The 25,496-nt window shown below is 40.8% G+C and carries 23 protein-coding genes and 1 pseudogene; 14 read left to right on the plus strand and 10 right to left on the minus strand.

Annotated elements, in window-relative coordinates; all coding sequences use genetic code 11:
• Positions 1-99: 99 nt before the first annotated feature.
• A complete protein-coding gene (locus P162_RS13120) occupies positions 100-804 on the plus strand; it encodes a DUF2490 domain-containing protein (RefSeq protein WP_031427969.1) in 705 nt (234 codons plus the stop codon).
• Between the two features lie 169 nt (positions 805-973).
• Here the strand turns inward: P162_RS13120 and P162_RS13125 are convergent, their stop codons facing one another.
• Complete coding sequence (locus P162_RS13125) at positions 974-1,840, minus strand: RNA polymerase sigma factor RpoD/SigA (RefSeq protein ID WP_031427971.1); 867 nt, start codon at positions 1,838-1,840, stop codon at positions 974-976.
• A 542-nt stretch (positions 1,841-2,382) separates the two neighbouring features.
• Here P162_RS13125 and nhaD point away from each other — a divergent pair.
• On the plus strand, positions 2,383-3,699 hold the full coding sequence (gene nhaD, locus P162_RS13130; RefSeq protein WP_031427972.1) for a sodium:proton antiporter NhaD: 1,317 nt from the start codon (positions 2,383-2,385) through the stop codon (positions 3,697-3,699).
• Positions 3,700-3,824: 125 nt separating this feature from the next.
• Here nhaD and P162_RS13135 read toward each other — a convergent pair whose 3' ends face one another.
• The gene (locus P162_RS13135) at positions 3,825-4,253 is read right to left on the minus strand and encodes a peptidylprolyl isomerase (RefSeq protein ID WP_031427974.1); all 429 of its coding nucleotides are present in this window, start codon (positions 4,251-4,253) and stop codon (positions 3,825-3,827) included.
• 140 nt (positions 4,254-4,393) lie between these two features.
• Positions 4,394-6,064, minus strand: coding sequence for a right-handed parallel beta-helix repeat-containing protein (locus P162_RS13140; protein WP_031427975.1), 1,671 nt, complete (start codon positions 6,062-6,064; stop codon positions 4,394-4,396).
• Positions 6,065-6,302: 238 nt separating this feature from the next.
• On the opposite strand from P162_RS13140, the gene P162_RS13145 reads away from it, so the two are divergent.
• Both P162_RS13145 and P162_RS13150 read left to right on the plus strand, forming a co-directional pair.
• A complete protein-coding gene (locus P162_RS13145; RefSeq protein ID WP_031427977.1) occupies positions 6,303-6,713 on the plus strand; it encodes a Fur family transcriptional regulator in 411 nt (136 codons plus the stop codon).
• 87 nt (positions 6,714-6,800) lie between these two features.
• A pseudogene (locus P162_RS13150) lies at positions 6,801-8,780 on the plus strand (heavy metal translocating P-type ATPase).
• A gap of 49 nt (positions 8,781-8,829) precedes the next feature.
• On the opposite strand, the gene purB reads toward P162_RS13150, so the two are convergent.
• Both purB and P162_RS13160 read right to left on the minus strand, forming a co-directional pair.
• Positions 8,830-10,170 carry an adenylosuccinate lyase gene (gene purB, locus P162_RS13155; RefSeq protein WP_031427979.1) on the minus strand — a complete coding sequence of 447 codons (1,341 nt, stop codon included), beginning with the start codon at positions 10,168-10,170 and terminating at the stop codon, positions 8,830-8,832.
• 132 nt (positions 10,171-10,302) lie between these two features.
• Positions 10,303-10,989: an SIR2 family NAD-dependent protein deacylase gene (locus P162_RS13160; protein WP_031427980.1), complete on the minus strand. Its 687-nt coding sequence runs from the start codon at positions 10,987-10,989 to the stop codon at positions 10,303-10,305.
• Between the two features lie 119 nt (positions 10,990-11,108).
• On the opposite strand from P162_RS13160, the gene P162_RS13165 reads away from it, so the two are divergent.
• Entirely contained in the window at positions 11,109-13,022 is a 1,914-nt protein-coding gene (locus P162_RS13165; protein ID WP_051907887.1) for a CHRD domain-containing protein, read from the plus strand.
• Positions 13,023-13,096: 74 nt separating this feature from the next.
• Positions 13,097-13,762 carry a TrmH family RNA methyltransferase gene (locus tag P162_RS13170; RefSeq protein ID WP_031427982.1) on the plus strand — a complete coding sequence of 222 codons (666 nt, stop codon included), beginning with the start codon at positions 13,097-13,099 and terminating at the stop codon, positions 13,760-13,762.
• A 121-nt stretch (positions 13,763-13,883) separates the two neighbouring features.
• Here the strand turns inward: P162_RS13170 and P162_RS13175 are convergent, their stop codons facing one another.
• From P162_RS13175 to rlmH, 4 genes are all read right to left on the minus strand, one after another.
• The gene (locus P162_RS13175) at positions 13,884-14,654 is read right to left on the minus strand and encodes a carboxypeptidase-like regulatory domain-containing protein (protein WP_031427983.1); all 771 of its coding nucleotides are present in this window, start codon (positions 14,652-14,654) and stop codon (positions 13,884-13,886) included.
• 73 nt (positions 14,655-14,727) lie between these two features.
• Positions 14,728-16,512, minus strand: coding sequence for a DEAD/DEAH box helicase (locus tag P162_RS13180; protein WP_031427984.1), 1,785 nt, complete (start codon positions 16,510-16,512; stop codon positions 14,728-14,730).
• Between the two features lie 174 nt (positions 16,513-16,686).
• Complete coding sequence (locus P162_RS13185) at positions 16,687-17,265, minus strand: non-canonical purine NTP diphosphatase (RefSeq protein ID WP_031427986.1); 579 nt, start codon at positions 17,263-17,265, stop codon at positions 16,687-16,689.
• 108 nt (positions 17,266-17,373) lie between these two features.
• Positions 17,374-17,847 (minus strand): 23S rRNA (pseudouridine(1915)-N(3))-methyltransferase RlmH, encoded by a 474-nt coding sequence (gene rlmH, locus P162_RS13190; protein ID WP_031427987.1) that lies wholly within the window; start codon positions 17,845-17,847, stop codon positions 17,374-17,376.
• Between the two features lie 210 nt (positions 17,848-18,057).
• Here rlmH and nadC point away from each other — a divergent pair, with 210 nt between their 5' ends.
• The 4 genes from nadC (at position 18,058) to priA (ending at position 22,820) form a co-directional block, all read left to right on the plus strand.
• Positions 18,058-18,915 (plus strand): carboxylating nicotinate-nucleotide diphosphorylase, encoded by an 858-nt coding sequence (nadC, locus tag P162_RS13195; protein WP_031427989.1) that lies wholly within the window; start codon positions 18,058-18,060, stop codon positions 18,913-18,915.
• On the plus strand, positions 18,915-19,835 hold the full coding sequence (locus P162_RS13200; protein ID WP_031427991.1) for a YihY/virulence factor BrkB family protein: 921 nt from the start codon (positions 18,915-18,917) through the stop codon (positions 19,833-19,835). Before nadC ends, P162_RS13200 begins: the two co-directional genes overlap by 1 nt.
• Before the next feature lie 10 nt (positions 19,836-19,845).
• Entirely contained in the window at positions 19,846-20,274 is a 429-nt protein-coding gene (locus tag P162_RS13205; RefSeq protein ID WP_031427993.1) for a DUF2147 domain-containing protein, read from the plus strand.
• Between the two features lie 92 nt (positions 20,275-20,366).
• On the plus strand, positions 20,367-22,820 hold the full coding sequence (priA, locus tag P162_RS13210) for a primosomal protein N' (protein ID WP_031427994.1): 2,454 nt from the start codon (positions 20,367-20,369) through the stop codon (positions 22,818-22,820).
• A gap of 73 nt (positions 22,821-22,893) precedes the next feature.
• On the opposite strand, the gene P162_RS13215 is transcribed toward priA, so the two are convergent.
• Entirely contained in the window at positions 22,894-23,595 is a 702-nt protein-coding gene (locus P162_RS13215; RefSeq protein ID WP_031427996.1) for a LytR/AlgR family response regulator transcription factor, read from the minus strand.
• Between the two features lie 217 nt (positions 23,596-23,812).
• Between P162_RS13215 and rpsF the strand changes: the two genes are divergently transcribed.
• The 4 genes from rpsF (at position 23,813) to P162_RS13235 (ending at position 25,486) form a co-directional block, all read left to right on the plus strand.
• Positions 23,813-24,151 carry a 30S ribosomal protein S6 gene (gene rpsF, locus P162_RS13220; RefSeq protein ID WP_031427998.1) on the plus strand — a complete coding sequence of 113 codons (339 nt, stop codon included), beginning with the start codon at positions 23,813-23,815 and terminating at the stop codon, positions 24,149-24,151.
• Between the two features lie 2 nt (positions 24,152-24,153).
• Positions 24,154-24,453, plus strand: coding sequence for a 30S ribosomal protein S18 (gene rpsR / locus P162_RS13225; RefSeq protein ID WP_031427999.1), 300 nt, complete (start codon positions 24,154-24,156; stop codon positions 24,451-24,453).
• A 10-nt stretch (positions 24,454-24,463) separates the two neighbouring features.
• Entirely contained in the window at positions 24,464-24,913 is a 450-nt protein-coding gene (rplI, locus tag P162_RS13230) for a 50S ribosomal protein L9 (protein WP_031428000.1), read from the plus strand.
• A 96-nt stretch (positions 24,914-25,009) separates the two neighbouring features.
• Positions 25,010-25,486 carry a DUF6495 family protein gene (locus P162_RS13235; RefSeq protein ID WP_031428001.1) on the plus strand — a complete coding sequence of 159 codons (477 nt, stop codon included), beginning with the start codon at positions 25,010-25,012 and terminating at the stop codon, positions 25,484-25,486.
• Positions 25,487-25,496: the final 10 nt, after the last annotated feature.

Genomic DNA, 25,496 nt, shown 5'->3' on the forward strand with positions numbered 1-25,496 from the left:
TTAAAAAGGGCGAGATTTTGAATGCTATGTTATGAAGGATTTTTATAAGTAGCGGTGCGCTTCGTCAATATTAAATTATACAGATTTAAATTAAATTAAATGAAATATAGCTTCACAACATGTGCGCTGATTGCGTCACTATTTCTGGCTACAGTACATACCAGCATCGCACAGGAAACCGAAGGTAAATTGGGCGGATGGTACGCTTATGTGTTCAATACAAAATTTGGTGATTCGCAGTTTGGTGCCATGGGGGACTTTCAATACCGTTTACATGGTTTGGGCAATGATTTTCAGCAACTTATTTTAAGGGGAGGACTTACGTATAGACCTAAAGATTCTGGGATTACATTGCTGGCTGGTTATTCTTATTTTAGTTCGGGTGTTCTGGGAGATGTTGAATCAACGTTTTCTGAGCATCGCCCATACCAGGATGCACTTCTATCACAGCAGGTGTGGGGCAACGTATTTGTGGTTCATCGTTTTCGGTTAGAGGAGCGTTTTGTGGAAGACCAGGATTTTAGGACACGTTTTCGCTATATGGTTTCCGCCCGTCTTCCTTTAAATCAAAAGACACTCACAAAAGACGCCTTCTTTCTGGTTGCTTTGAATGAAGTTTTTATAAATGGCCAGAAAGATATAGGAAATGATAGAAATGTCACGTTATTTGACCGCAACTGGTTGGCCGGTGGTATAGGTTATGCATTTACGGATAAGTTGCGGCTTGAGGCAACTTATATGCGAGAGAGTACTGAAAGCCGAAACAAAGGACAGCTATGGTTTACGCTTTTCCATACCCTTTAAAAATAACTCTAGTTGACAAGCTTATTGTAACAAATAACATCCTGTAGAATTTTAAGTAGTGATGTACTAGGTCTAATCGATCTATTCTCTTAAGGTAGAATGAGGTGAATAAAAAAACGGCCCGCTTTATTAGCGGGCCGTTTTTTTATTGTAATGAAGTCAGGGATTCTTAACCTAAATACGTTTTAAGAACTTTACTTCTTGAGGTATGACGCAATCTGCGAATTCCTTTTTCACGAATTTGACGTACACGTTCGCGACTTAGGTCGAACATTTCACCAATTTCCTGTAAGGTGTGTGGTTGCTCACCGCCAAGGCCGTAATTCAATTTAATGACATCAGATTCACGTGGAGACAAAGTTTCAAGCGCACGCTCTATCTCTGTACCTAATGATTCTTGCATCAAATCTGCATCTGGATTAGGTGATTCACCAGAACGTAAAACATCATAAAGATTTGAATCATTTTCTCCTTCCTTGAAGGGAGCATCCATGGAGAGGTTACGACCGCTATTTTTCATAGCAAGTTTAACCTTGGAGATTGTCATGTCAAGCTCTTTTGCAATTTCATCTGCAGAAGGTGGTCGTTCAAGACTTTGCTCCAGGTAGGAGAATGCTTTGTTGATCTTACTTATCGTGCCTATTTTGTTAAGCGGCAGACGTACGGTTCTAGAATGTTCTGAAATGGCCTGTAATATGGATTGCCTAATCCACCATACGGCGTATGAAATAAATTTAAAACCTCTGGTTTCGTCAAAACGTTTTGCAGCCTTTACAAGTCCTACATTACCTTCATTGATAAGGTCTGGTAGTTTTAAACCCTGGTTTTGATACTGTTTTGCAACAGATACAACAAAACGCAAATTAGCCTTAGTCAATCGTTCCAGGGCAATTTGATCGCCTTCCCGAATGCGTTGTGCCAACTCTACCTCTTCATCAGCGGTAATCATGTCTAATTTACTGACATCCTGTAAATAGGTATTTAATGACTTCGATTCCCTATTGGTTACCTGCTTCGTGATCTTGAGCTGTCTCATATATAGTCTTTAGTTTTTTTTTACCTGGTAGTATAACACCAATAATCGACAAAAACAATAATTTCCTCTGAAAATTACTTTATTTAGTATTTTTTTATGAAAAATAAATATTTCGCCTGTTTATCTAATGTATTTATCAATTAGCGCCTGCAAATATACGTAGGAATGTGTTAACATCATATTTTAACCCTTAATTAGTCGGAAAGTTTGATATTTCTTTACATGGCTCTTTGGCTAATGCTCTACTTCATCCTAGAATATTAAAGACTATCAGCCATCCCGTTTTTAGGTTATTTGAACTAATGGAGATTTTGAAATATGCGTATTCCGTTGAATGCTATAGAGGTAAGTGCTGATATTGCGGTTGGCATTTCTTTTTGCAATAATTACAAGAGATCTATGAGTAGAATAAAAGAAATTAGAGCATTACACCTCATGGACTATTTTTCATAAATTTTATGTCAAAAAGATTTTAGAACTAAATAAAATATCTAATTTTTACCTACCAAACGAATCCTAACTTTTAATCTTTCTACTTGACGATGTATATAATACTGATTGCTGTTTTCATACTGGGTTATGTCTGTATTGCGCTAGAGCATAACTTAAAAATAGATAAGGCAGCTGCCGCAATCCTTACTGGTGTTGTCTGCTGGGTCTTGTTGATTATTGGTAATGAGACTTTACTTCCGGCTCAGGAGGCCGCCGGTGGAGAAGGAGGGATCCTTTCATTTTTAGATGAGAGCTTACTGGAGCATGTAGGTGAAATTTCAGAAATCCTCTTCTTTTTGCTTGCTGCAATGACTATAGTAGAACTTATGGATGCCCATCGTGGTTTTGAAGTGGTTACAGATAAGATTACAACCACAAGCCGTGTTAAACTGTTATGGATCATCTGTAGCATTACCTTTTTCTTTTCCGCAGCACTGGATAACCTGACTACTGCTATCGTTATGGCGGCTCTTCTAAGGAAACTATTGAAAGAGCGCGAAGATCAATGGTTTTTTGGAGGGATGGTAATTCTTGCGGCAAACGCGGGCGGCGCCTGGTCTCCCATAGGGGATGTTACGACTATTATGTTGTGGATAGGTGGGCAAATCACCGCCCTTAATATAATAACTGTAGTCGTTTTACCAAGTTTATTCTGTTTGCTCGTTCCCTTAATTGTTCTAACTTTTAAAATGAAAGGCTCAATAGATCGTCCTGAAGAGCCTCTATCTTTGAACGAGCAACATGTGGATGTGAATACTTTTGAACAGCGTGTTGTTTTTTGGTTAGGGGTAAGCGGACTTTTATTCGTCCCTGTTTTCAAGGGACTTACACATTTACCGCCCTTTATGGGAATGCTTTTTAGTTTAGGTGTTCTTTGGGTTGTTACCGAACTGATGCACAAAAACAAAGAACAGCATAAAAAGCGTGCGCTTTCTGTTACAGGGGTAATCCGTAAGGTTGATTCGCCCAGTATACTCTTTTTCCTAGGTATTTTACTTGCTGTAGCGAGTTTACAGACCGCGGGTATTCTTTCTGATCTTGCTCAAGTGCTCGACGATACTTTTCAAAATATCTACCTGGTCAATATATTTATCGGTTTGTTATCTTCTATAGTTGATAATGTGCCGCTAGTCGCAGGAGCTATGGGAATGTATTCTCTAGAAACGTATCCTCAGGATTCTACTTTCTGGGAATTGCTGGCCTATTGTGCCGGTACGGGCGGAAGTGTACTTATCATAGGTTCTGCCGCTGGGGTAGCTATTATGGGATTGCTGAAAATCGAATTTATGTGGTACGTCAAAAATATCAGCTGGATCGCCCTTATAGGTTATTTTGCTGGGGTAGGGGTACTTTATTTAATAGGTTAACAAGTAATATACATGCTCAAAAACATATAAAAACCGGCAAATTTGCCGGTTTTTCTTCTTATATAATATGAAAAAAGCCCGAAAACATGACGTTTTCGAGCTTTTCAGATCACAAATTGTGTCTCTTATTTTATATCGAGTACTTCAAGATCAAAAATTAGATCCTGACCTGCAAGTGGATGGTTTGCATCGATTATAATAGAATCTTTTTTGACTTGTGCCACACGCAACTGGCGTTCTGTACCATCAGGGTTTTTAGCAACAAGACCCATTCCTTTTTCAGGGGTTATTTCAGAAGGTAATTCGCTTTTCGGAATTTCCTGAAATAGATCCTGTCGTACTTCACCATAAGCTTCGCTATGTGGAATGGTGACCGTCTTTTTTTCTTTGACTTTCATATCGATCAGTCCCTTTTCAAAACCGGGGATCAATTGTCCCTGACCTAATTTTACTTCTAAAGGATCACGATCTACGGAACTGTCAAATACCTGACCATTCTCTAGCTTACCAGTATAATGTACTTGTACAGTATCTTCAGCTTTTACTTGACTCATATCTTTTCGTTTTCTTATTGTTTCTAAAATTACTTGGGGGAACTTACTAAACGTGTAGGGCAATACAATCAAATAAACGTTAAAATCGCCCAAAAAAGCCTTAAAATGGGCGTTTTTAGGCAAAATCAGGCGTTTTAGGACTATTTATCGCAACTATTGCCGCTATTGCGGAAATCTCCCGGCGTTTCCCGAAGATCAATGCATTTTTTACTGCTCTTTATTTTATTGTTGGTAAAGCTTAGGTTCCTATTGCCCTGCCGTATCTGAATTCCGTCCATAGCGCCGGCATTGATCTCATTGTCTTCAATCGTGATATTATTGGTTCCCACCAGGCGAATTCCTGTTTCAAAGGTGTTTTTAGTAAGATTGATTCCGTTGGAATTGCCTATGCTTATAGCGTCATTACCCATAAATACGTTGGATTCAAGATTTAATTCTCCATCTTTTAGACCATAAAAATTCAGGTTGAATATATGCAATGGATTTTTCTGTGAACGGAACTCATTATTAATCAAAACAGAATTATCAATAGTGGTTACATGAATGTAAAGCCCGTTACTGTCTGGCAGTTCGCTAAAAAAAGTATTGTTGTATATGCTCGTGTTTCGTAAATCGTAAATGCGCAGTCCGGTTGTGAAATTGGTAAATTTGTTATTATGGATTTTATGGCCACTGCCTCGCACGCTGATGGCCTGTTTAAAATTCTTTACTACATTGTCGTACACTTCGTTCTCAAAAACGCGTTCACCATCTTCTCCCAGAGTCATTCCCACACCACCCATACCCGGATTGATGATTGTATTTTTTCTAATTATAATATGATCTGAATAGCCAAAATTAATAGAGGATTCCATCGTATTTTTTTCAATTAAAACGTCCCTACCCGTGGCGACCACAAAGCCTTGCCATCTACTGTTTTTTTCAATATTGTTTCTAATGACTATTCCTTCGGCTTTTTCATAATGAATGAGTTTACCGGTTTTTTTGCTTCGTTCCTTATAAGGTTCAACATCAATTGCCGCTTTAGGGCTTGTACCTTTTGAAGTTGGGGTGTCCTGGCCCGCATTGAGGAACGTGTTTTTTTCTACCAGAATATCTTGACCGCCCGTAATGGCAAGGTTATTTCGGCGGTTATTGTCAAAAGTACAGTTAGTGATAATGATATTTCTCGTTTTGTCATGATCTGCCGCGTAGGTAAAGTTGTGTTCGCGTACGACCATACCATCACCATTTCCCTCTTTTATCGTAACTCCGTTGATCACGCCATTCTCAAGGCCTATCAAGTCTAACACGTGTCCCCACTCGTCGCTGCTTTTGCCAGAGTATTTGTGCGTGTTACGTTCTCCATAAAGATTGCCGCCGGTTATGGTTATATTGTCGTGGGTTCCATTACTGAGAAGCGCGTACCGCTTGCTATTATTTGGCTGAACACGTAAATGCGTATCGGCACGCATAACAAGGTTAAAATTGGCTGGCATAGTGATCGCTTCCTTCCAGGAATCAAAACGTTTCCTGCCATGCGTGACGCTCACTACGTCAAAATATGCATCTAAAGCACCTATTTTAAAGGTATCTGCCTGCTTTGCTACCGCATCTTGAAATGCAGCTTCCAACTGTATTCGGTTTTTAAGGGCAACAGCGTCTGTAACTTCCCCTTCCACAATATGCCAGGCTTTGGGGTCCAGAGTATAGCTTTCGGTTTTTTGAGGAGGTGTATCTATTGGTGTTGCGCAGATAGAAGAAGCGGATAAAACGATCAGAAAAAAAAGCCAATGGAATCTTGTAAATTTGTTATTTATGGAATTGATCATAGCACTTTAATGGGATTTTTCCGGGGAGGAAGTTTTGTGTATTTCGTATCTTTAGGTCCGGCAAAGGAACAGCATTTTAGGATCTATTATTCACATTCCGGCAAAGCCGAAAAACGATCTACCTTACCAAACGAAGTAATACGGAGTATATTCCGCAGGGTTAATAGAGATTAATGTATTGATAGATTCCAAAAAGTATACCGTTTATTCATGAGAGAAGTGCCTAAAGGTTTGAAAAATGAGTGAAATAGAACAATTCCTAAAGGAAAAAAAGGTGCGTCCCACGGCAATGCGTCAGCTTATTTATAAGTATATGACGCAAAAACAAGTAGCGGTCGCGCTGACCGATATAGAAAATGCATTTGCTACAGCAGATCGTACAACCTTGTATCGCACTGTAAAAACCTTTGAGGATAAGGGCATTGTACACCAGATAGAAGATGGCACCGGAATTTCAAAATATGCGCTTTGCGATGCGGGTTGTACCCTTGAAGACCACCATGACCTGCACTTGCATTTTCATTGCAGTACCTGTGATGAGACCACCTGCCTCACCGAATATAAAATTCCGCAGATCAGCCTTCCCCCGGGATATAGCGCCCATGACATGAATCTCGTCGTTCAGGGCATTTGTGACAAATGCAGTTGATCAACTTTCTTCTCAGACCATGCCCATTTCCTTTTGCACTTCCATTGCGCTTAATTAAAAACTACTTTGCGTTTAAATATTGAGAAAATGGCAGATTGTTGCGCACATGTACATAAAGAAAAAGAACACGTAGGATTTTTAGGGCCAAATACGGAACTGTATTTTGCCATTCTAAGTGGAATTTTTGTCACCACCGGTTTTTTACTGGATACGTTTACTGAAATAGGGGCGAACATTCCATGGTATTTATACCTCGCAGCCTATTTTTTTGGCGGATTTTACACCGTTAAAGAAGCGGTAGAAAAAATTTCACAGGGAGAATTTGAGATTGACTTTCTAATGATCGTCGCTGCCATAGGTGCCGCATTTCTTGATAAATGGGCAGAAGGGGCACTTTTGCTTTTTCTTTTTAGTCTGGGACATGCCCTTGAGCATTTTGCGATGGGCAAAGCGCGTAAATCTATAGCCTCCCTGACAGATCTGGCCCCTAAAACAGCACTTCTTAAAAAAGATGGCGCTACGAGTGAAGTAGGAATAGAGAAATTGAATCTAGGCGATATTATCGTGGTACGGCCCAATAGTAAAATTGCGGCAGATGGGATTATCGTAAAAGGTGCGAGCAGTATCAACCAGGCGCCCATAACGGGAGAGAGCGTTCCGGTAGATAAAAAAGCAATTGCAGATTCGCGGCAGCAATTTAAGGATAACAACAAAATACCGGAAGAAAGTCATGTTTTTGCAGGTACTATTAACGGTAATTCAACCCTTGAGATCCGCGTAATTAAAGAGGCCAGTGATTCTACCTTAAATCGGCTGGTCAAAATGGTGTAGGATGCACAGGAAAAAAAATCGCCCACGCAGCGCCTTACCGATAAATTTGAAAGATATTATGTTCCTTCCGTTATAGCCCTGGTGATTTTACTGAATTTTGCTTTTTTACTTATCGATGAATCCTGGAGTGCCAGTTTTTACCGTTCCATGGCAGTTCTTGTGGCCGCAAGTCCCTGTGCGCTTGCAATTTCCACGCCGTCTGCGGTCTTGAGTGGCGTAGCGCGTGCCGCCCGTGGCGGAGTTCTGGTCAAAGGGGGAAAACCACTTGAAGATCTTGGTGTTCTTTCTGCTATCGCTTTTGATAAAACAGGCACGCTTACCGAAGGAAAACCAAAACTGACCGATATTCTTCCGCTTAACGGAACTGACGAACAAACGTTATTGGAGATCGTTGTCTCCGTCGAAGCGTTGAGCGATCACCCTTTGGCCAAAGCGGTAGTGCGTGACGGTACGGCAAAATTAACTTCCGCGGAAGCAATTCAGGAAGCAGAAAATCTGGATGCGGTACAGGGAAAAGGGATACGGGCGCAATATGAGGGAAGCGCTATCGAGATCGGTAATATGGATTTATATACCGAAATTGATCAAAAAGAAGCAAAAAACGTACTTGAGCAGGTAAAAACCCTGGAAGCTGAAGGGAAAACCACTATGCTCGTCAAAAGGGACAATACGTTTATAGGTATTCTCGGACTGATGGATACGCCCAGGGGCGAGGCTAAAAAGACACTCGGCGAACTCAAGAAGCTGGGCATAAAAAAGATGATTATGCTTACCGGCGATAACCAACAAGTGGCCAATGCTGTCGCAAAAGAAATAGGCCTTACCGAAGCCTGTGGCAGCTTATTGCCAGAAGAAAAAGTTGCCGCGATCAAAGAGCTGAAAGAAAAGGAAAACAAGCTCGCCATGGTGGGTGACGGGGTAAATGATGCACCTGCAATGGCAAATAGTACCGTGGGCATTGCGATGGGCGCAGCTGGTAGCGATGTCGCCTTAGAAACTGCGGATATCGCGCTAATGGCAGATAAACTGAGCACCCTCCCCTTTGCCATTGGCCTAAGCCGAAAAGCAAAAAATATTATCAGGCAGAATCTCTGGTTGAGCCTGGGAGTGGTGGCGCTTTTAGTGCCTGCAACCATTATGAACTGGGCTAACATAGGGGTCGCGGTTGCCATTCATGAAGGTTCGACCTTGCTTGTTGTTTTCAACGCCCTGCGATTATTGGCCTATAAACGCTAAAAACCGATCAAAAAGACCGGTTTTTAGCGTATTTACAGTGATTTTTACATTAAATCCCAGTATAATTTTGGGGCGTAATTGCTTGTAATTCCCGTTTTACTTCATCACTTATTTCTAAGGTTTCAACAAAAGATGCGATAGATTCTTTTGATATCACGGCATTTGTTCGCGTAAGTCCTTTTAGGGCTTCATAAGGATTTGTATACCCTTCGCGTCGTAAAATTGTTTGAATGGCTTCGGAAACCACTGCCCAGTTATTTTCCAGATCAGCGTCAAATTTTGAGGCATTCAGCACCAGTTTATGAAGTCCCTTGAGCGTACTTTGTAAACCGATAAGCGTATGGCCCAATGGCACCCCAATGTTACGCAAAACCGTACTGTCTGTCAGGTCACGCTGCATACGCGAGATAGGCAACTTCGCCGAAAGATGTTCAAAAATAGCATTGGCCATACCAAGATTTCCCTCGCTATTTTCAAAATCGATGGGATTTACTTTATGCGGCATCGCCGAAGAACCTACTTCCCCTTCTTTGATTTTTTGCTTGAAATAATCCATGGAAATATACGTCCAGAAATCACGATCAAGGTCTATAAGTATGGTATTAATACGCTTTAGATTGTCAAAAAGCGCTGCCATATGGTCGTAATGTTCTATCTGAGTAGTGGGAAAAGAATGGTGTAATTTCAATTTCCCATGTACAAATTCGTTACCAAATTTTTTCCAGTCAATGGCGGGGTAGGCCACTTGATGCGCATTGTAATTGCCCGTCGCTCCACCAAATTTTGCCGCACTGGGGATATCATTCAATAAGCGTAACTGCTCTTTAAGACGAACGCTGAAAACTTCAATTTCTTTACCCAGCCGGGTGGGAGATGCCGGTTGGCCATGTGTTCTTGCGAGCATTGGCACGGTGTCCCATTCTTCGGCAAGATTCGCCAAAACCACCTGTACTTCTTCTAACTGGGGAAGATAAATTTCATTTATGGCATCTTTTAAACTTAACGGAATCGCGGTGTTATTGATGTCCTGTGAGGTAAGGCCAAAATGTATAAACTCTTTATATTCGGCGAGATCCAGCGCGTCAAATTGCTGTTTTATAAAGTATTCAATGGCTTTTACATCATGATTGGTAACTTTTTCAATATCTTTTACGGTCTGCGCATCTTCGGTCGTGAAATCCAGATACAAATTCCGTAGGGTATCAAAATGTTTGGGATCAACATTTTTTAGCTGTGGGAGTGGTAGTTCGCAAAGAGCAATAAAATATTCCACTTCTACCTTAATCCTGTATTTTATAAGGGCTTTTTCCGAAAAAAAAGCGGTCAGTGAGGCAGTTTTTCTGTGATATCTGCCGTCTATGGGCGATACGGCTTCAAGGGCGTTGAGCATAGTTTTTATGTTGAGGAGCAAATATACATTGTGCATCTGGGTTCTCAAACCACAATACCGTATTATCGATATCTTAGAAAGCTGTAAACCGAAATCGACAGACCGGTCAGGGAAAAACCTATAAATTTGATTTTATGTATTTTTAATGAGTTCATTGACGAGTGTGGGGACTCCGGTAGAGGCATTTTCTGCAATTACCTTTAAGTTGTGGGCAGACTGTATGTTGGGCTGTGGGTCAATGAAATAAAGCTCAGCATTTGCCGGGGCGTAGTCAATGAGTCCGGCCGCAGGATAGACCTGCATGGATGTGCCCACAATAAGTACTATATCTGCTTGCATTACCGCTCGTGCCGCATCATCGAGTAGCGGTACGGCTTCCCCAAACCAAACCACATGAGGCCGCATCTGACTTTTTTTAGCGCACAAATCGCCCATTTTTATATCTTTTTGCCAGGAAACGATATCATGCTCATCGGCACTGCTGCGCGCTTTTAATAGTTCGCCATGCAAGTGAATAACTTTTTTACTGCCTGCGCGCTCATGGAGATCATCCACATTCTGGGTTATGATAGTTACATCAAAGTGCTCTTCCAGTTCAACGAGTGCTTTGTGCGCGGCATTGGGTTGTACACTTAGTAATTGTTTCCGGCGTTGATTGTAGAAATCGAGCACCAACTCCTGATTTGCTTTCCAGCCTTCTGGTGTCGCAACATCCATGATATCGTGACCTTCCCATAGCCCGTCAGCATCCCTAAATGTCTTGAGTCCGCTCTCTGCGCTAATGCCAGCTCCGGTAAGTATAAATATTTTTTTTAACATAATATTAAATATTTAAAAGGTTGAAAATTATGTTTTTATCGTTAATATGCGCATTCTATGGTATTTTAATGCTGAACTAATTCGGTATATTAAACATTTAATAGTTAAAACAAAAAATTATGAAAAAAATTTATTTCTTATTTGTGATCCTGGTTGCTGGGTTAACATCCTGTCAGGACGATGACTCAGATGTAATTTCAGATGGGACAGGCAACCGTGGTTCTTATGACCTTAAAGCTACATCTAGTGATGGAGTTAATGCTCAAGTTGGATTTGTTGAAAAAAATGATGGTTCCACAGATATTACAGTTGTTTTATTAAAGGTTATGGAAGGAACATACCCCGTAAATATTCTATCAAACAGTGTGGTTGAAGGTGGGGAAGTTGAAATTTCTTTAAATCCAATTGATGGATCCAGTCGCACAAGTGTTACAAATATTACCTCTTTAAGTTTTGAAGAGTTGATTAATTACGATGGTCATATCAATATACAAAGTTCCAGTGATGCTCAAAACATCGTATCTCAGGGCGATATAGGTGACAATAAGCTTACAGGTGAGAGCATTGAATATATTTTAGCAAGCCAGGCGATTGATGATATAAGTGGTACCGCCACGTTAGAACAACGCCGAAGTGGCGCGACACTTCTTACAATCGCTTTAGATGGTACCCCCGATGGAGCCTCGCACCCAGCACACATTCATACGAACAGTGCAGCTGAAACTGGTGGGATAGTTATTGATCTTAAAGCTGTCAATGGCACCTCTGGTATGAGCATGACTCATATTGAATCCTTTAACGATGGTACTGCTGTAGATTATTCAGATTTATTAAATTATGATGGTTATATCAACGTGCATTTGAGTGCAGACAATCTTGCGACTCTAGTAGCGCAAAGCGATATAGGAGCTAACGAACTGACCGGGGAAACTAAAGAGTATGTTTTGGGTTCCGTTTCAGATCCAGATATTATGGGTAGTGCTACTTTTTCTCAACGTAAGGATGGTTCTGCTCTTGTAGAATTAAATTTAGAAGGAACGACTGATGGCAATTCACACCCTGCTCATATTCATATGAACAGTGCGGCAGAGACAGGAGCTATAGCAATAGATCTTAAAGAGGTTGATGGAGCTACAGGTAGGAGTGCTACGCAAGTAGAAGCTTTTAATGACGGTACTTCAATAGGCTATGAAGGTCTTCTGGAATATGATGGGTATATTAACGTACACGCGAGTTTAGCTGATATTACCACATTGCTTGCTCAAGGAGATATAGGTGTAAATGAATTGACTGGGAATACTAAAGAGTATGCTTTAGGTTCAGTATCTAATCCAGATATTAGCGGTACGGCAACCTTCTCTGAGCGTATGGATGGTACCACGTTAGTAGAATTGAATTTAGAAGGAACGTCTGATGGCAATGCACATCCCGCGCATATTCACATGAATACCGCTGCAGAGACTGGTGATATTGTAATTGATCTAAAGGATGTAGATGGGGCAACCGGTATGAGTGCTACTCAAGTGGAAGCTTTTAATGACGATACAGCTGTGGAATATGCTGCTCTCTTAGAATATGATGGTTATATCAATGTACATGAAAGTTCGCTCAATATCACGACACTTCTTGCACAGGGAGATATAGGTCAAAATGAACTGACTGGTTCAAAGCAGTCGTATATTCTCAATGATGTTAGTAATCCTGCAATCAGCGGCGTGGCGTCTTTCGCAGAGCGCGTTAATGGAGAAACTTTAGTGACATTATCACTTAACGGAACATCATCAGGCAGTCTTTTTCCTGCACATATACATGCAGGATCTGTTGCTGAAGCTCCAGGCGATATTGTTATAACACTTTCAAGTGTCGTGGGTGCTACCGGTCTAAGTAAGACCAATGTTGCAGCCTACAATGATGATACACCGATCACCTATACTGAAATGTTAGCCATTGACGGTTATATCAATGCACATTTAAGTGCAGATGATTTAGGAGTCCTTGTTGCCCAGGGGAACGTAGGGGTAAATGATAATTAGTATTGAAAAATTGAAATACATAAGATTTCGAATAAAAATCCGGTCGTACGACCGGATTTTTTTATTTTCGGGCTATGGAAGAAAAGGACTTATTGGCGTATCTTGAAAGTTTCGTAACGCCGAGACGAAAAGAGCTTTTTGAAACGGTTGCGGCAACACGCACCTATCACCTCACCGTGGCTGTGGAGGACGTGGGCCATTTGCACAACACTAGCGCGGTAATGCGTAGTTGTGAAGCTTTTGGTGTTCAGGACATGCATGTTATAGAAGATCGCTTTGGTAGGCGTATTGATCGTGAGATTGCAATGGGAGCTCAAAAATGGACGACCGTTCACAGGCATTCCTCTTCTATGGAAGCCTTGGGAATGCTGCGTGAAAAAGGATATAGGATAGTGGCCACCTCCCCTCATAAAAAGGAACAGACTCTGGCCAATTTCAAGTGGAACAAGCCTACGGCCTTGTTTTTTGGCAGTGAAGCAAAAGGATTGAGCGCTGAGGTTATGGAAGCGGCAGATGACTTTATCTACATACCTACTTATGGCTTTACGGAAAGTCTCAATATTTCGGTTTCTGCGGCGATAATCATTCAGGATTTGATGTCGCGCTTACGTAATGGCAAGTTGAACTGGGAACTAAATGAAAAGGAACGTTTACAGTTGAAATTGCAATGGTTAAAAAAGCATGTAAAAAATAGCGACGAACTCCTAGCAGCGTTCAAAAAGCGTTCAGACTATGTATAGTGAACATAAAAAACCGCTGACTTTAAAATTCTAGATTTTAAGGTCAGCGGTTTTTTTAAAGGTATTTCTTTAATTCCAGGTTCCCGGTTTAGTACAACGTAATTTTTTCTGGAACGGAAACTTATTTTTGCCGATTGAGGACTTTATATTCCTCATAACAGCTGCTTATGGCATCAAGGATTTGCAAATCGTTTGCAGTTTTTACAAAACTTTCAGAGTAATCACAACGGCGAAGAATCTCGTCAATATCAACTTTGGTCACCTGTAAAAGTGCGGCCAGGGTCTCCCGGTCAAATTTGGTTAATAACAAGGCCCTGATCTTATCATCTTCCTTCATTTCCCGCATTTTTTTCATCTGTTTGGGCCGTTTTCCAAAGGCTTTGTAGAGAAAATCTGCCGGGTTAAAAACTGCGTTGAGCACCTGATTGATAGCGCCTGGCTGACTGTTTCCTGCTTCATATCCAGAATCTAATCCGCTAATGCTATACCGTACGTTCTTGAATACGGGAACATTTTTAGCATCTATTTCCAGATAACCGGTAAGCTCTACATCTTTGACCACAACTTCTTCGAGGGCGATACCCACTTCGGTCATTTTTACCTTTACATCACCAAACTTCTGCCAGTCATTGGTAACACGAACCTGTAAGGTCTTAAAGCCCAAAAAAGAAAAATAAAGGGTGTCATTAACCTTTGCCTGTATTTCAAAAATACCTTCGGCATCGGTAATGGCACCCTTAACATTATTGAGGTTGATGATATTTACCCCCTCCAGGATTTCATCAGTAGATGCGTTTAGCACACTACCCGTTATGATTTCGGTATTGTTGTTTTCTTGTGAAAAACAGATACCTGCACATAAAAGCAAGAGGGTAAGAAAAATCTTTTTCATAATAGGGGGTCAATTTAGAAAAAGAGATGGAATAATCATACCAAAATTATTAGTTTCGACTTACATAATCGCATTAATCTCTGTCCCTACGTCTTCTCTTTCCAGAAAATGGGGCTTTACCACCGCTGGTATTAGATCCTCGGCGTTCACTTCTATTTCTGCCTTCTCCTTTTTTTGAAGAAGATCTCTTATCGCTGTTTCCGCCAAAACCGCCACTCTTTCTACCGCCACCTTTGCGCTTTTTGCCGCCGCCACCGCCGCCGCTTCCGCGTGTATCTTTAGTGACTTCTACGTGAATGTCACGACCCTGAAGTTTAAAGTCTTCAAAGAGGGCGATAACGGTATCTTTATGTTCGGTATCTGTATTAAAGAAGCTAAAGCTGTCTTTACAATCTACCCTATAAATACCATCACCCAGACCGGTAAGGTCTTTCAGAAAGTCTTTAAGGGTCATCCAGTCAAAGTTATCTTTTGCGCCCACATTGATAAAGTAACGTGTGGAATCACCAGATTCTTCTTTGATCTGTGCGTTTACTTCTGTATTGAGATCTTTGGTTTTCTTATAGTAATTGAAGAACCTTGTAAATTCAACAGAAAAGACTTTTTTGACAATTTCTTCCCTGCTCAATCCTTCCAATACTTCATTGATACTGAAAAGGTAAGGATCAATCTCATGATTGATTTTTGTGTTCTTTATATCATTGGCCAGGTGCATCAACTGTACTTCACAGATTTCCATTCCGGTAGGGATTTCTTTCTGGATGAATTTCTTATTGATGATTTTTTCGACCTGTCTGATCTTGCGTGCTTCGCTTTTAGAAACGATTACAATAGAAATACCCGTTTTTCCTGCACGACCGGTACGACCGCTACGGTGGGTGTAAGTCTCGATCTCATCAGGAAGTTGATAGTTGATAACGTGCGTGATGTCATCTACATCAATACCACGGGCTGCAACATCTGTGGCAACCAGCATTTGTATCTGTCTGTTACGGAAACTTTTCATCACAAGATCACGCTGATTCTGACTTAGGTCACCGTGAATTGCGGCGGCGTTATAACCATCTTCGATCAATTGTTCTGCAACTTTCTGGGTATCGCGTTTTGTACGGCAAAAAACAACTGAAAAGATTTCAGGGTTGGCATCTGCAAGACGTTTAAGCGCTTGATAGCGATCCCGTGCATTGACCATATAAAATTCATGCGAAACATTTTCTGCTCCGGTGTTTTTTGTCCCAACTGTGATTTCCACGGGGGATTTCATGAATTTTTTGGCAATACGGGCAACTTCTTTCGGCATGGTAGCCGAAAATAACCAGGTATTTTTAGTTTCTGGGGTATCGGCAAGAATGGTCGTGATATCCTCGTAAAAGCCCATATTGAGCATTTCATCGGCCTCATCGAGTATGCAATAGCTGATTTCGGTAATATCCACCATTTTTCTGCGCATCATATCCATCATACGACCCGGTGTGGCAACAATTATCTGTGCACCACGCTTAATCTGTCTGGCCTGCTCGCTAATGTTTGCACCACCATAAACGGCAACTGCATTGATCCCCCTTACATGCTTGGAGTACGCTTGAATTTCTTTAGTGATCTGCAAACAAAGTTCTCTTGTGGGAGAAAGTATGAGCCCCTGGGTAGTTTTACTGTTTGCGTCTATTTTTTGAATAAGCGGAAAACCAAATGCTGCCGTTTTTCCCGTCCCGGTCTGGGCGAGTGCGACGATATCAGTATCGTCTTTAAGTAGGACGGGAATGGCTTGCTCCTGTACATCTGAGGGTTCTGTGAACCCCATGTCGGCTACTGCCTGCAGGATAGCATCATTTAGTCCTAACGCTTGAAATTTATTCATTATGTGATATTTATAATAACCTGTAGTGGTTAAGAAGGCGCAAAGATAGTGTTAAAAAATTTAAAATTGATAAATTAAAGTGTATTGTCAAGCAACTGATTATAAGTTGATTAATGGCTTTTTCAACTTGTTTTTTGAGCAATAGTTTTAATTTTTATCCTCTAAAATGCATTTTTATAATTTTTCTTTGAGAAAATCAACTAACTTTTGAACCGCTTTTCCGCGGTGGCCTATACTGTTTTTGAGCGCTAAGGGCATTTCTGCAAAGGTCTCCCAGTAGGTTTCTGGTCTAAAAATGGGATCATAGCCAAAACCGGAATCCCCCATTTTTTCTTCGGTAATCGCACCGTTGCAAATACCTTCAAAGGTATATTCCTTGTTGTTTAAACTTAAGGCGATCACGGTCTTAAAGCGGGCCTTTCGGTTCCGCGTGTCTTGCAGTGCTTTTAATAATTTTTTCATATTGTCATCCGCATTTTTCTGTTCACCGGCATAGCGCGCACTATAAACACCTGGTTCGCCATTAAGTGCTGCGACTTCCAGGCCGGTATCGTCAGCAAAACAGTCCAGATTATATTTTTGTTTTATAAAACGCGCTTTGAGAAGGGCATTGCCCTCAATAGTGGGGGCATCCTCAATGATTTCTTCTGTACAGCCTATGTCAGTAAGGCTTTTTAACTGAATAAAATCGGGTACCAGCGCTTGTAATTCTTTTAGTTTATTTGGATTGTGGGTGGCAAAAACGAGTGTCATTTGGCAATTTGTGGTTAAAATAACGGATTTTAGTCCGGAAGGTTGAAAGTTGAATGTTGCAGGTTGAAAATTCTGAATTTAGATTTCAAAATTTAAGATATTCTATTTTTACTGATGGTGATAAGGTTCATTCCGTAGAATGGTAAAGGCTCTATAAACTTGCTCTACCATAAATAAACGGATCATCTGATGTGAAAAAGTCATTTTTGAAAGACCAATTTTTCCCTGTGCCTTGGCGTAGACTTCTGCAGAAAAACCATAAGGACCACCTATAACAAAAACCAGTGTTTTAATACCGCTGTTCATCTTTTTTTGAAGGTATTGAGAAAAACCCACGCTGGTAAATTCCTTTCCTTTTTCATCCAACAGGATCAATTGGTCCTGCGGACTTATTCGATCAAGAATTAATTGTCCTTCTTTTTCTTTTTGTTGTTCTTCGGTTAGGTTTTTGGTTTTTTTGAGATCTGGAATGAGATCCATTTCAAAATTCACGTAAAAACCCAGTCGCTTGCTGTAAACGGTTATGAGTTCGTCAAGGTTGCGATCATCCGTTTTGCCTATGCAGATCAATTTTATGTTCATGTTGCAAAAATAGGATTTTGTATTTTTGAGAAGGAATTAGGCCGCTAAATTTGCCAATAGATTTCGGTTTACGGCAATTCTTTTCGGTTTTAAGCCGAAAAAGCGGAATTTTAGTCTAAAACAGGTGATTTTTAGCCTAATAATCTGCATTTTAAGGCAACTTAGCAGTTAGAAAAACGTTGTCAACCACTACTAAAGAACTACTTATATATGATATCAGAATCACAAATGGCCGGGGAAGTTGCCTTGATCATAGCAAATGCCATACGGGAAGATGTAGGGGATGGTGACCATAGTTCGCTGGCGTGCATACCCGCAGAAGCACCCGGTAAAGCAAAATTACTGGTCAAAGAAAAAGGGACTATCGCGGGCATTGCCTTTGCTCAGGAAGTTTTCAAATATGTTGATCCTCAACTGGAGGTAGAAATCCTGATGAATGAAGGAGATGAAGTCAACGTGGGGGATATCGCATTCTATGTACAGGGAAAAGCACAGGCCATTCTAAAAGCTGAGCGCCTGGTGCTTAACGGGATGCAGCGTATGAGCGCCATTGCTACAAAAACAAAAGCTTTTGCCGAATTGTTACAGGGCACAAAGACAAAAATCCTGGATACCCGCAAAACCACCCCTGGATTGCGCGCGCTGGAAAAAATTGCCGTGAAGATAGGGGGAGGGGAGAACCATCGTTTTGCCCTTTATGATATGATCATGCTCAAGGATAACCATATCGATTTTGCCGGGGGAATCGCTCAGGCTATTGAGCAAACCAAAGAATATCTGAAACGGGAAAAGCGCGATCTCAAGATAATCGTGGAAGCGCGTGACCTTCAGGAGGTAGATGAGATTTTAAGTGCAGGTGGCGTACACCGTATACTTTTGGATAACTTTAATTATGAGGATACGAAGAAAGCGGTACAAAGAATAGGTGACGCCTGTCAAACAGAATCCTCTGGTGGGATTACACTTGAAACAGCCCGAAAATATGCGGATTGTGGGGTAGATTATATATCAAGTGGAGCGTTGACGCATTCGGTTTATAATATGGACCTAAGCCTGAAAGCTATCTAATGGATAAACAGATTGAAAAAAAATTACGGGCTATACCCGTCGTAAGCGACATTGTGCTTTACATGAAAGGTATCAAGTTGCCTGGATTGCAAGGCTTGTCGCTTTACGATTTCTGGGAACTGTATTCTGTGGGCATTGTAAAGGGTACTTTTTCTACCCGCGCAAGTGCGATCGCCTTCAGTTTTTTTATGGCCTTGTTTCCTTTTTTTCTATTCATCCTGAATCTTATCCCATACGTGCCCATTGCAGATTTTCAGGAGAAATTTCTCAATTTTGTTTACGGGGTGCTTCCACCACAAACAGCGGATTTCTTTGAACCCATTTTACTGGATATTGCGGCAAACCCGCGTGGGGGTCTACTTTCCTTCACCCTTATTTTTGCGATATTTCTGATGGCAAATGGGGTCAATGCTATTTTTACCGGTTTTGAATATAGTTACCATACCTCTGCAAACCGTACCATAGTACGCCAATATCTGGTTGCGCTTGGTGTCTCAATAATCCTTGCACTCATGTTGCTGCTCAGCGTGGTTGTGATCGTCTTTTATCAATATAAAATTGGTCAGATCAATCGGCATTTTATTTTTACTGATGATAATTCGTGGGTATCTTCCCTGGGCAGTTATGTGTTTATTATAGTTATGATCTACTGTGTAGTAGGGACTTTATTTTATTTTGGCACAAAAGAGGGCAGGCATTACCGGTTTTTTTCCGTAGGCGCATTGCTTACAACCGTGCTTTTTTTACTTACTACTTACTTTTTTGGAATTTATATTACTAATTTTTCAACATATAACCAGTTGTACGGTTCTATAGGTGCATTATTGATCATGATGGTTTATATTTGGTTAAACTCAAATCTTTTGCTGCTTGGTTTTGAGCTAAACGCAGCACTTTATAAACTAAAATGTAATTTCTAATTTATCTTTTATGAAAAAAAATATCCTACTGCTTTCAGTGCTATTATTTTCCATGGTAAACCTCATGGCTCAAGATGTGACCGGTAAATGGAAAACCATTGATGATCAGACGGGCGATGCCAAATCTATTGTTGAAATCTACAAACAGGATGGCAAAGTCTATGGTAAGATTGTTGAACTTATCAACCCCAAAAAAAAGAACGCAAAATGTACCGAATGCCCCGGCGATGATAAAGGCAAACCTTTAACAGGTTTGATGATCATACGTGGACTCGAAAAAGATGGTGATGAATATAGTGACGGCAAAATTTTAGACCCCATTTCTGGAAAATTATATAAATGCTATATAGCGCTAGAGAATCCAGACCGCCTCAAGGTAAGGGGTTACGTTGGGTTTTCCCTTTTGGGCCGTACGCAGTATTGGTCCCGTTTAGATTGAACCGAACATTACTAGGTATCTTTTAGGTTTAAAAAACTTCATTTCAATGGCTGTCCTTATCTTTGGGCGGCCATTTTTTATATATTCAGCGCATGTATTTTGTAGATGTTATTTTGCCCATTCCCGTAGAAAACACTTTTACGTATAGTATTACTGACGCAGAATATTCTTTTATAAAGCCAGGTATGCGGCTGGCGGTCCCCTTTGGGAAATCAAAAATATATACCGCGCTTGCCATCGGCGTTCATACTACGCAACCCAGAATATACGAGACAAAGGATATTGAGCATATACTGGATGAGCAGCCCATTGTGCATCTGGGCCAATTGCAATTCTGGAAGTGGATGGCCTCTTACTACATGTGTACGCTGGGGGAGGTAATGCGCGCAGCGCTGCCCAATGCATTTATACTTGAAAGCGAAACCCTGATAAAACGAAAAAAAGGAGTGGACCTTGAAGCCACAAGTATTGAAGATGATGATGTGCAATTGCTTGTTGATGCGTTACAAAACAGTTCTTCCCTGCGCATCAAGGAAGTCATGGACATTTTGGGAAAAAAGAAAGTGCTTCCGGTGATTCAGAAACTGATAGACCAGAATGTCGTGGAGCTTGAAGAGGAGATTTATGAAGCGTATAAACCAAAACTTGTAAGTTATGTAAAGCTCACTGCGCTTTATGAAGATGAAGGGAAGATGCATGATTTACTGGATGATCTGGAACGCGCACCAAAACAACGGGAGCTTGTACTGAATTATTTTTCGCTTAGCGCCAAATCTTCAAAACCCATAAAAGCCAAAGCATTGCTAAAAGCGGCAAATGCATCCAGTGCCCAGTTGAAAGCGCTTCAAAAAAAAGGCGTTTTAGAGAAATACAAAATTCAGAGGGATCGAATCGAGTTTGATGGCCAGGAGGGCGATGGAATAAAAGAATTAAATGATGCACAAAAGCTGGCGCTACAGGAGATCAAAACTATTTTTCAGGAAAAAGATGTTTGTCTTTTGCATGGGGTCACTTCTTCGGGTAAAACCGAAATTTATGTAAATCTTATAAAAGAGCAGTTGGATCAGGGCAAGCAAGTGCTCTATCTCTTGCCCGAAATCGCCTTGACGACACAACTTGTGGCAAGGTTACAGCATTACTTTGGCGATCAGCTTTCTGTTTATCATTCTAAATATACCGTACATGAGCGTGTGGAAGTGTGGAACAATGTACTTCACAACCAGCAAAAAGCCCAACTTATTCTCGGTGCGCGAAGTGCGGTTTTTCTTCCATTTCAGGATCTGGGGTTGGTCATCGTGGATGAGGAACACGAACCGAGCTACAAGCAATTTGATCCTGCGCCGCGCTATCAAGCACGGGATGCGGCCATAGTGCTCGCAAATAATCAGCGGGCAAAAGTCCTTTTGGGGTCTGCTACACCGGCTCTAGAAAGCTATTACAACGCCCAGCAGGGAAAGTATGGCCTGGTTACCTTAAAGACACGCTACGGTGATGTTATGATGCCTGAAAACACCATTATTGATATAAAAGAGAAGTATTTTAAAAAGAAGATGAGCGGTCATTTTAGCGATACGTTGCTTGAAGGTATAAATGAAGCCCTTGCAGAAGGGGAGCAGGTTATTCTTTTTCAGAACAGGCGGGGCTATTCCCCCATTCTTGAATGCAACACCTGTGGTCATTCCCCACAGTGTCCCAATTGTGATGTTAGCTTAACCTATCACAAACACCGCAGCCAGTTGCGCTGTCACTATTGCGGGTATCACATAGCCATGCTGCAAAAATGTATGGCTTGTGGAAGTGATGAACTGGATACTAAAGGTTTTGGTACAGAGCAGATTGAAACAGAGCTCAAGACGCTGTTTCCAGATGCGAATACAGGCCGTATGGATTCTGACACCACCCGTGGAAAATACGGTTTTGAAAAAATAATAACCTCCTTTGAGCAGGGCGAGACTGATATTCTAGTGGGTACTCAAATGCTTACCAAAGGGCTTGATTTTAGGAACGTGAGCGTGGTGGGTATCTTAAGCGCAGATAGTATGCTTAACATACCTGATTTTAGGGCGCATGAGCGCAGTTTTCAATTGATTCAGCAGGTTTCTGGCCGCGCCGGAAGGACAAAAAAAAGGGGCAGGGTTTTCATACAAACCTACAATCCTTATCATCAGATCCTGCAGCAGGTTTCTGCAAATGATTATTCTGGGATGTATAAAGAGCAACTTGAGGAACGGTACGTATATAAGTATCCGCCATTTTGCAGGCTTATAAAGATTACCCTTAAACACCGGGATTTTCAAAAAATAGAAGACGCTTCGGTATGGATGGGGAAAGGGCTGCAGAATTTATTTGGTAAAAACGTGCTGGGGCCAGAACCGCCACCGGTCTCCAGAATACGCAATGAGTATTACCGCAACATCCTGATCAAAATACCAGGGAATCAAAGCCTCGTTAAAACCAAACGTGCCATATCAAAAGTACGAGGCAGTTTTATGAGCGTGGGACAGTTTCGCAGTGTCAAGATGGTAATTAATGTAGATAATTATTAGAACCAGAAAACCCTTTGTATTTGTTACAAAGGGTTTTGATATGGGTTCGTCAGCGATTTGGGGTCAACTGGTGTTATGCAGAAAGTACTTCCATGAGCTTCGCCTTTTTATGACGACTTAGAGGGATCTTGTCACCTTCTATCTCAATATTCCTACTATTGTATTTTTCTACCTTATCAATGTTGATGATATACGATTTATGAATACGCATAAAACGATCTGAAGGTAATTGCTCGTCAAAAGCTTTCATGGTAGAAAGTACGATAATGGGCTCATTGTAGGTGATGAGCTTAACGTAATCGCCCAGCGCCTCGATAAATTTGAGTTCATTGAGAAATACTTTTTTCTTTTTAAGATTACTTTTTACAAAAATGTAATCGTCTTCCTGCACATTGCCTTCCATCTTAAGTTTGTGCATGCTAAGTGCTTTGTGCACGGCATTCATAAACCTGTCTTTTGTAAGCGGTTTCCTTAAATAATCTATAGCATTGTAATTGAACGCTTTATAGGCATATTTAGTTTTACCGGTCACAAATACAATCTGCGGTTTGTGAACGAGATCATCAAGGAGATCAAAACCCGTAAGTATGGGCATTTCAATATCGAGAAAAATCAAATCCACCTTAGTTTCAAGAAGTCCGTTTTTGGTCTCTATCGCATTATTGTACTGGGCAACGAGGCGCAGACTGGGGTGATCTTTAATGAGCTTTACTATAGCTAGGCGCTGAAGAGCAGAATCGTCAACAACAGCACAATCTAGAATGAGTTCTTCCAAAATTATATTAATTAGGTTAACATTAGGTAAATCTAAACAGAATTAAGTTATTAAACAACCCAACGGTGCATTTGATCGGTTTTTTAAAACGTTAAAATAGAAAATACCTATAATAGACGAGTAATATAATAATACTAAACGATTTTCGGTCAATAGTGTTGTTAAATTAGGGTATTTATAGTATTTTTGCACTCATTTTTTAAACAAATAACTGAATATGAACAATTACGAAACTGTTTTCATCTTGAATCCCGTTTTATCTGATGACCAGATAAAGGAAACAGTAAAGAAATTTGAAGACCTTCTTGTTTCTAAAGGCGCCAAGATGATTGCTAAAGAAGATTGGGGGCTAAAAAAATTAGCCTACGCGATCCAAAACAAAAAAAGTGGTTTTTACCACCTATTCGAATATCAGGTAGATGGGCAAGTGCTCACAAACCTTGATCTGGAACTTAAGCGTGATGAGCGCATTATGAGGTTCCTTACCGTCAAGATGGATAAATACGCTGTAGAATGGGCTGTAAAACGTAGAAAAAGAAACAAAGAAAAAGCATAATTATGGCAACATCTATTGAGCAACAAGCAAAGGCAAAAAAGGACGGGGAAATCCGTTATTTGACCCCGTTAAAGATTGAGACCTCAAAACCTAAGAAATACTGTCGCTTCAAGCGCTCTGGTATCAAATATGTAGATTATAAGGATGCAGACTGGCTTTTGGGCTTCATAAACGAGCAAGGTAAATTATTGCCACGCCGTCTTACTGGAACTTCGCTCAAATATCAGCGTAAAGTGGGAGTGGCCGTAAAACGTGCCCGTCACATTGCACTTTTGCCTTATGTAGCAGATTTATTAAAATAAAAAGACAGGTATGGAAGTTATATTAAGAAAAGACGTAGAAAAACTAGGTTTTGTGGATGATCTGGTAACTGTAAAAAACGGTTACGGAAGGAACTTTCTCATTCCTGGTGGGCATGCGATCCTGGCCACACCTTCAGCAAAAAAGGTGCGCACGGAAACTTTAAAGCAACGTGCTTATAAAGACAAGAAAGTCATTGACGAAGCACAAAAACAAGCTAATAAACTAGCGGGTATTGATATTAAAATCAGTGCCAAGTCTGGTGAAGCAGATAAATTATTTGGTTCAATCACAAGCGCAGATCTTGCGAATGCACTAGGTAAAGAAGGTGTTGAGATTGATAAGAAATATATTACCATCGCCGGTGGCGCTATCAAGCGTCTTGGGCAATATGAAGCATCTCTTCGTTTTCACCGTGAGGTGATAGAGGATTTTACCTTTGATGTGGTAGCAGATTCTTAATCGATCCTAAGATAAAGTAAAAGCTTCCGCGATGCGGAGGCTTTTTTTTTGACCTAAAATCAAGAGTTCGTTATTTATCAAAAAACTATTTCTAAAATGAAATATCAAAGACTTAGCAAAGAGCAATTTGAAGAATTAAAACCAGAATTCATCAACTTTCTGGCAGCACAATCCATCACCGCAGAAGAATGGTCCAGCATTAAACAAGACAAACCCGAAACCGCCGAACAGGAACTCGATGTCTTTAGCGATCTTATCTGGGAAGGTGTCCTGGAGAAAGTGGAATACCTTGAACATTTCTCTCCTCAGCACATGTTCCTTTTTCAAATAGATGGAACCACGATCAACCTAATTTCAATAAAGATTGAAAATCCTATGGTTGATATTACCACAGATGAAGGTTACGCGTGGCTTCAGACCAATCTTATGGAAGATGCCGTGAATTTATACACCTCGAGCAAGATACTGAAGGATGACCGCAATAACGATATTTTTGCGCTCATACAACAGGGGGCCAACATAACAAAAGGTGAACTCTACAGCTGGTTTTCAAAATTTGTGGATACCGCGTAGCTTTTGTATC

Source organism: Flavimarina sp. Hel_I_48 (assembly GCF_000733945.1).
In the GTDB taxonomy this organism is placed as follows: Bacteria; Bacteroidota; Bacteroidia; order Flavobacteriales; family Flavobacteriaceae; genus Leeuwenhoekiella.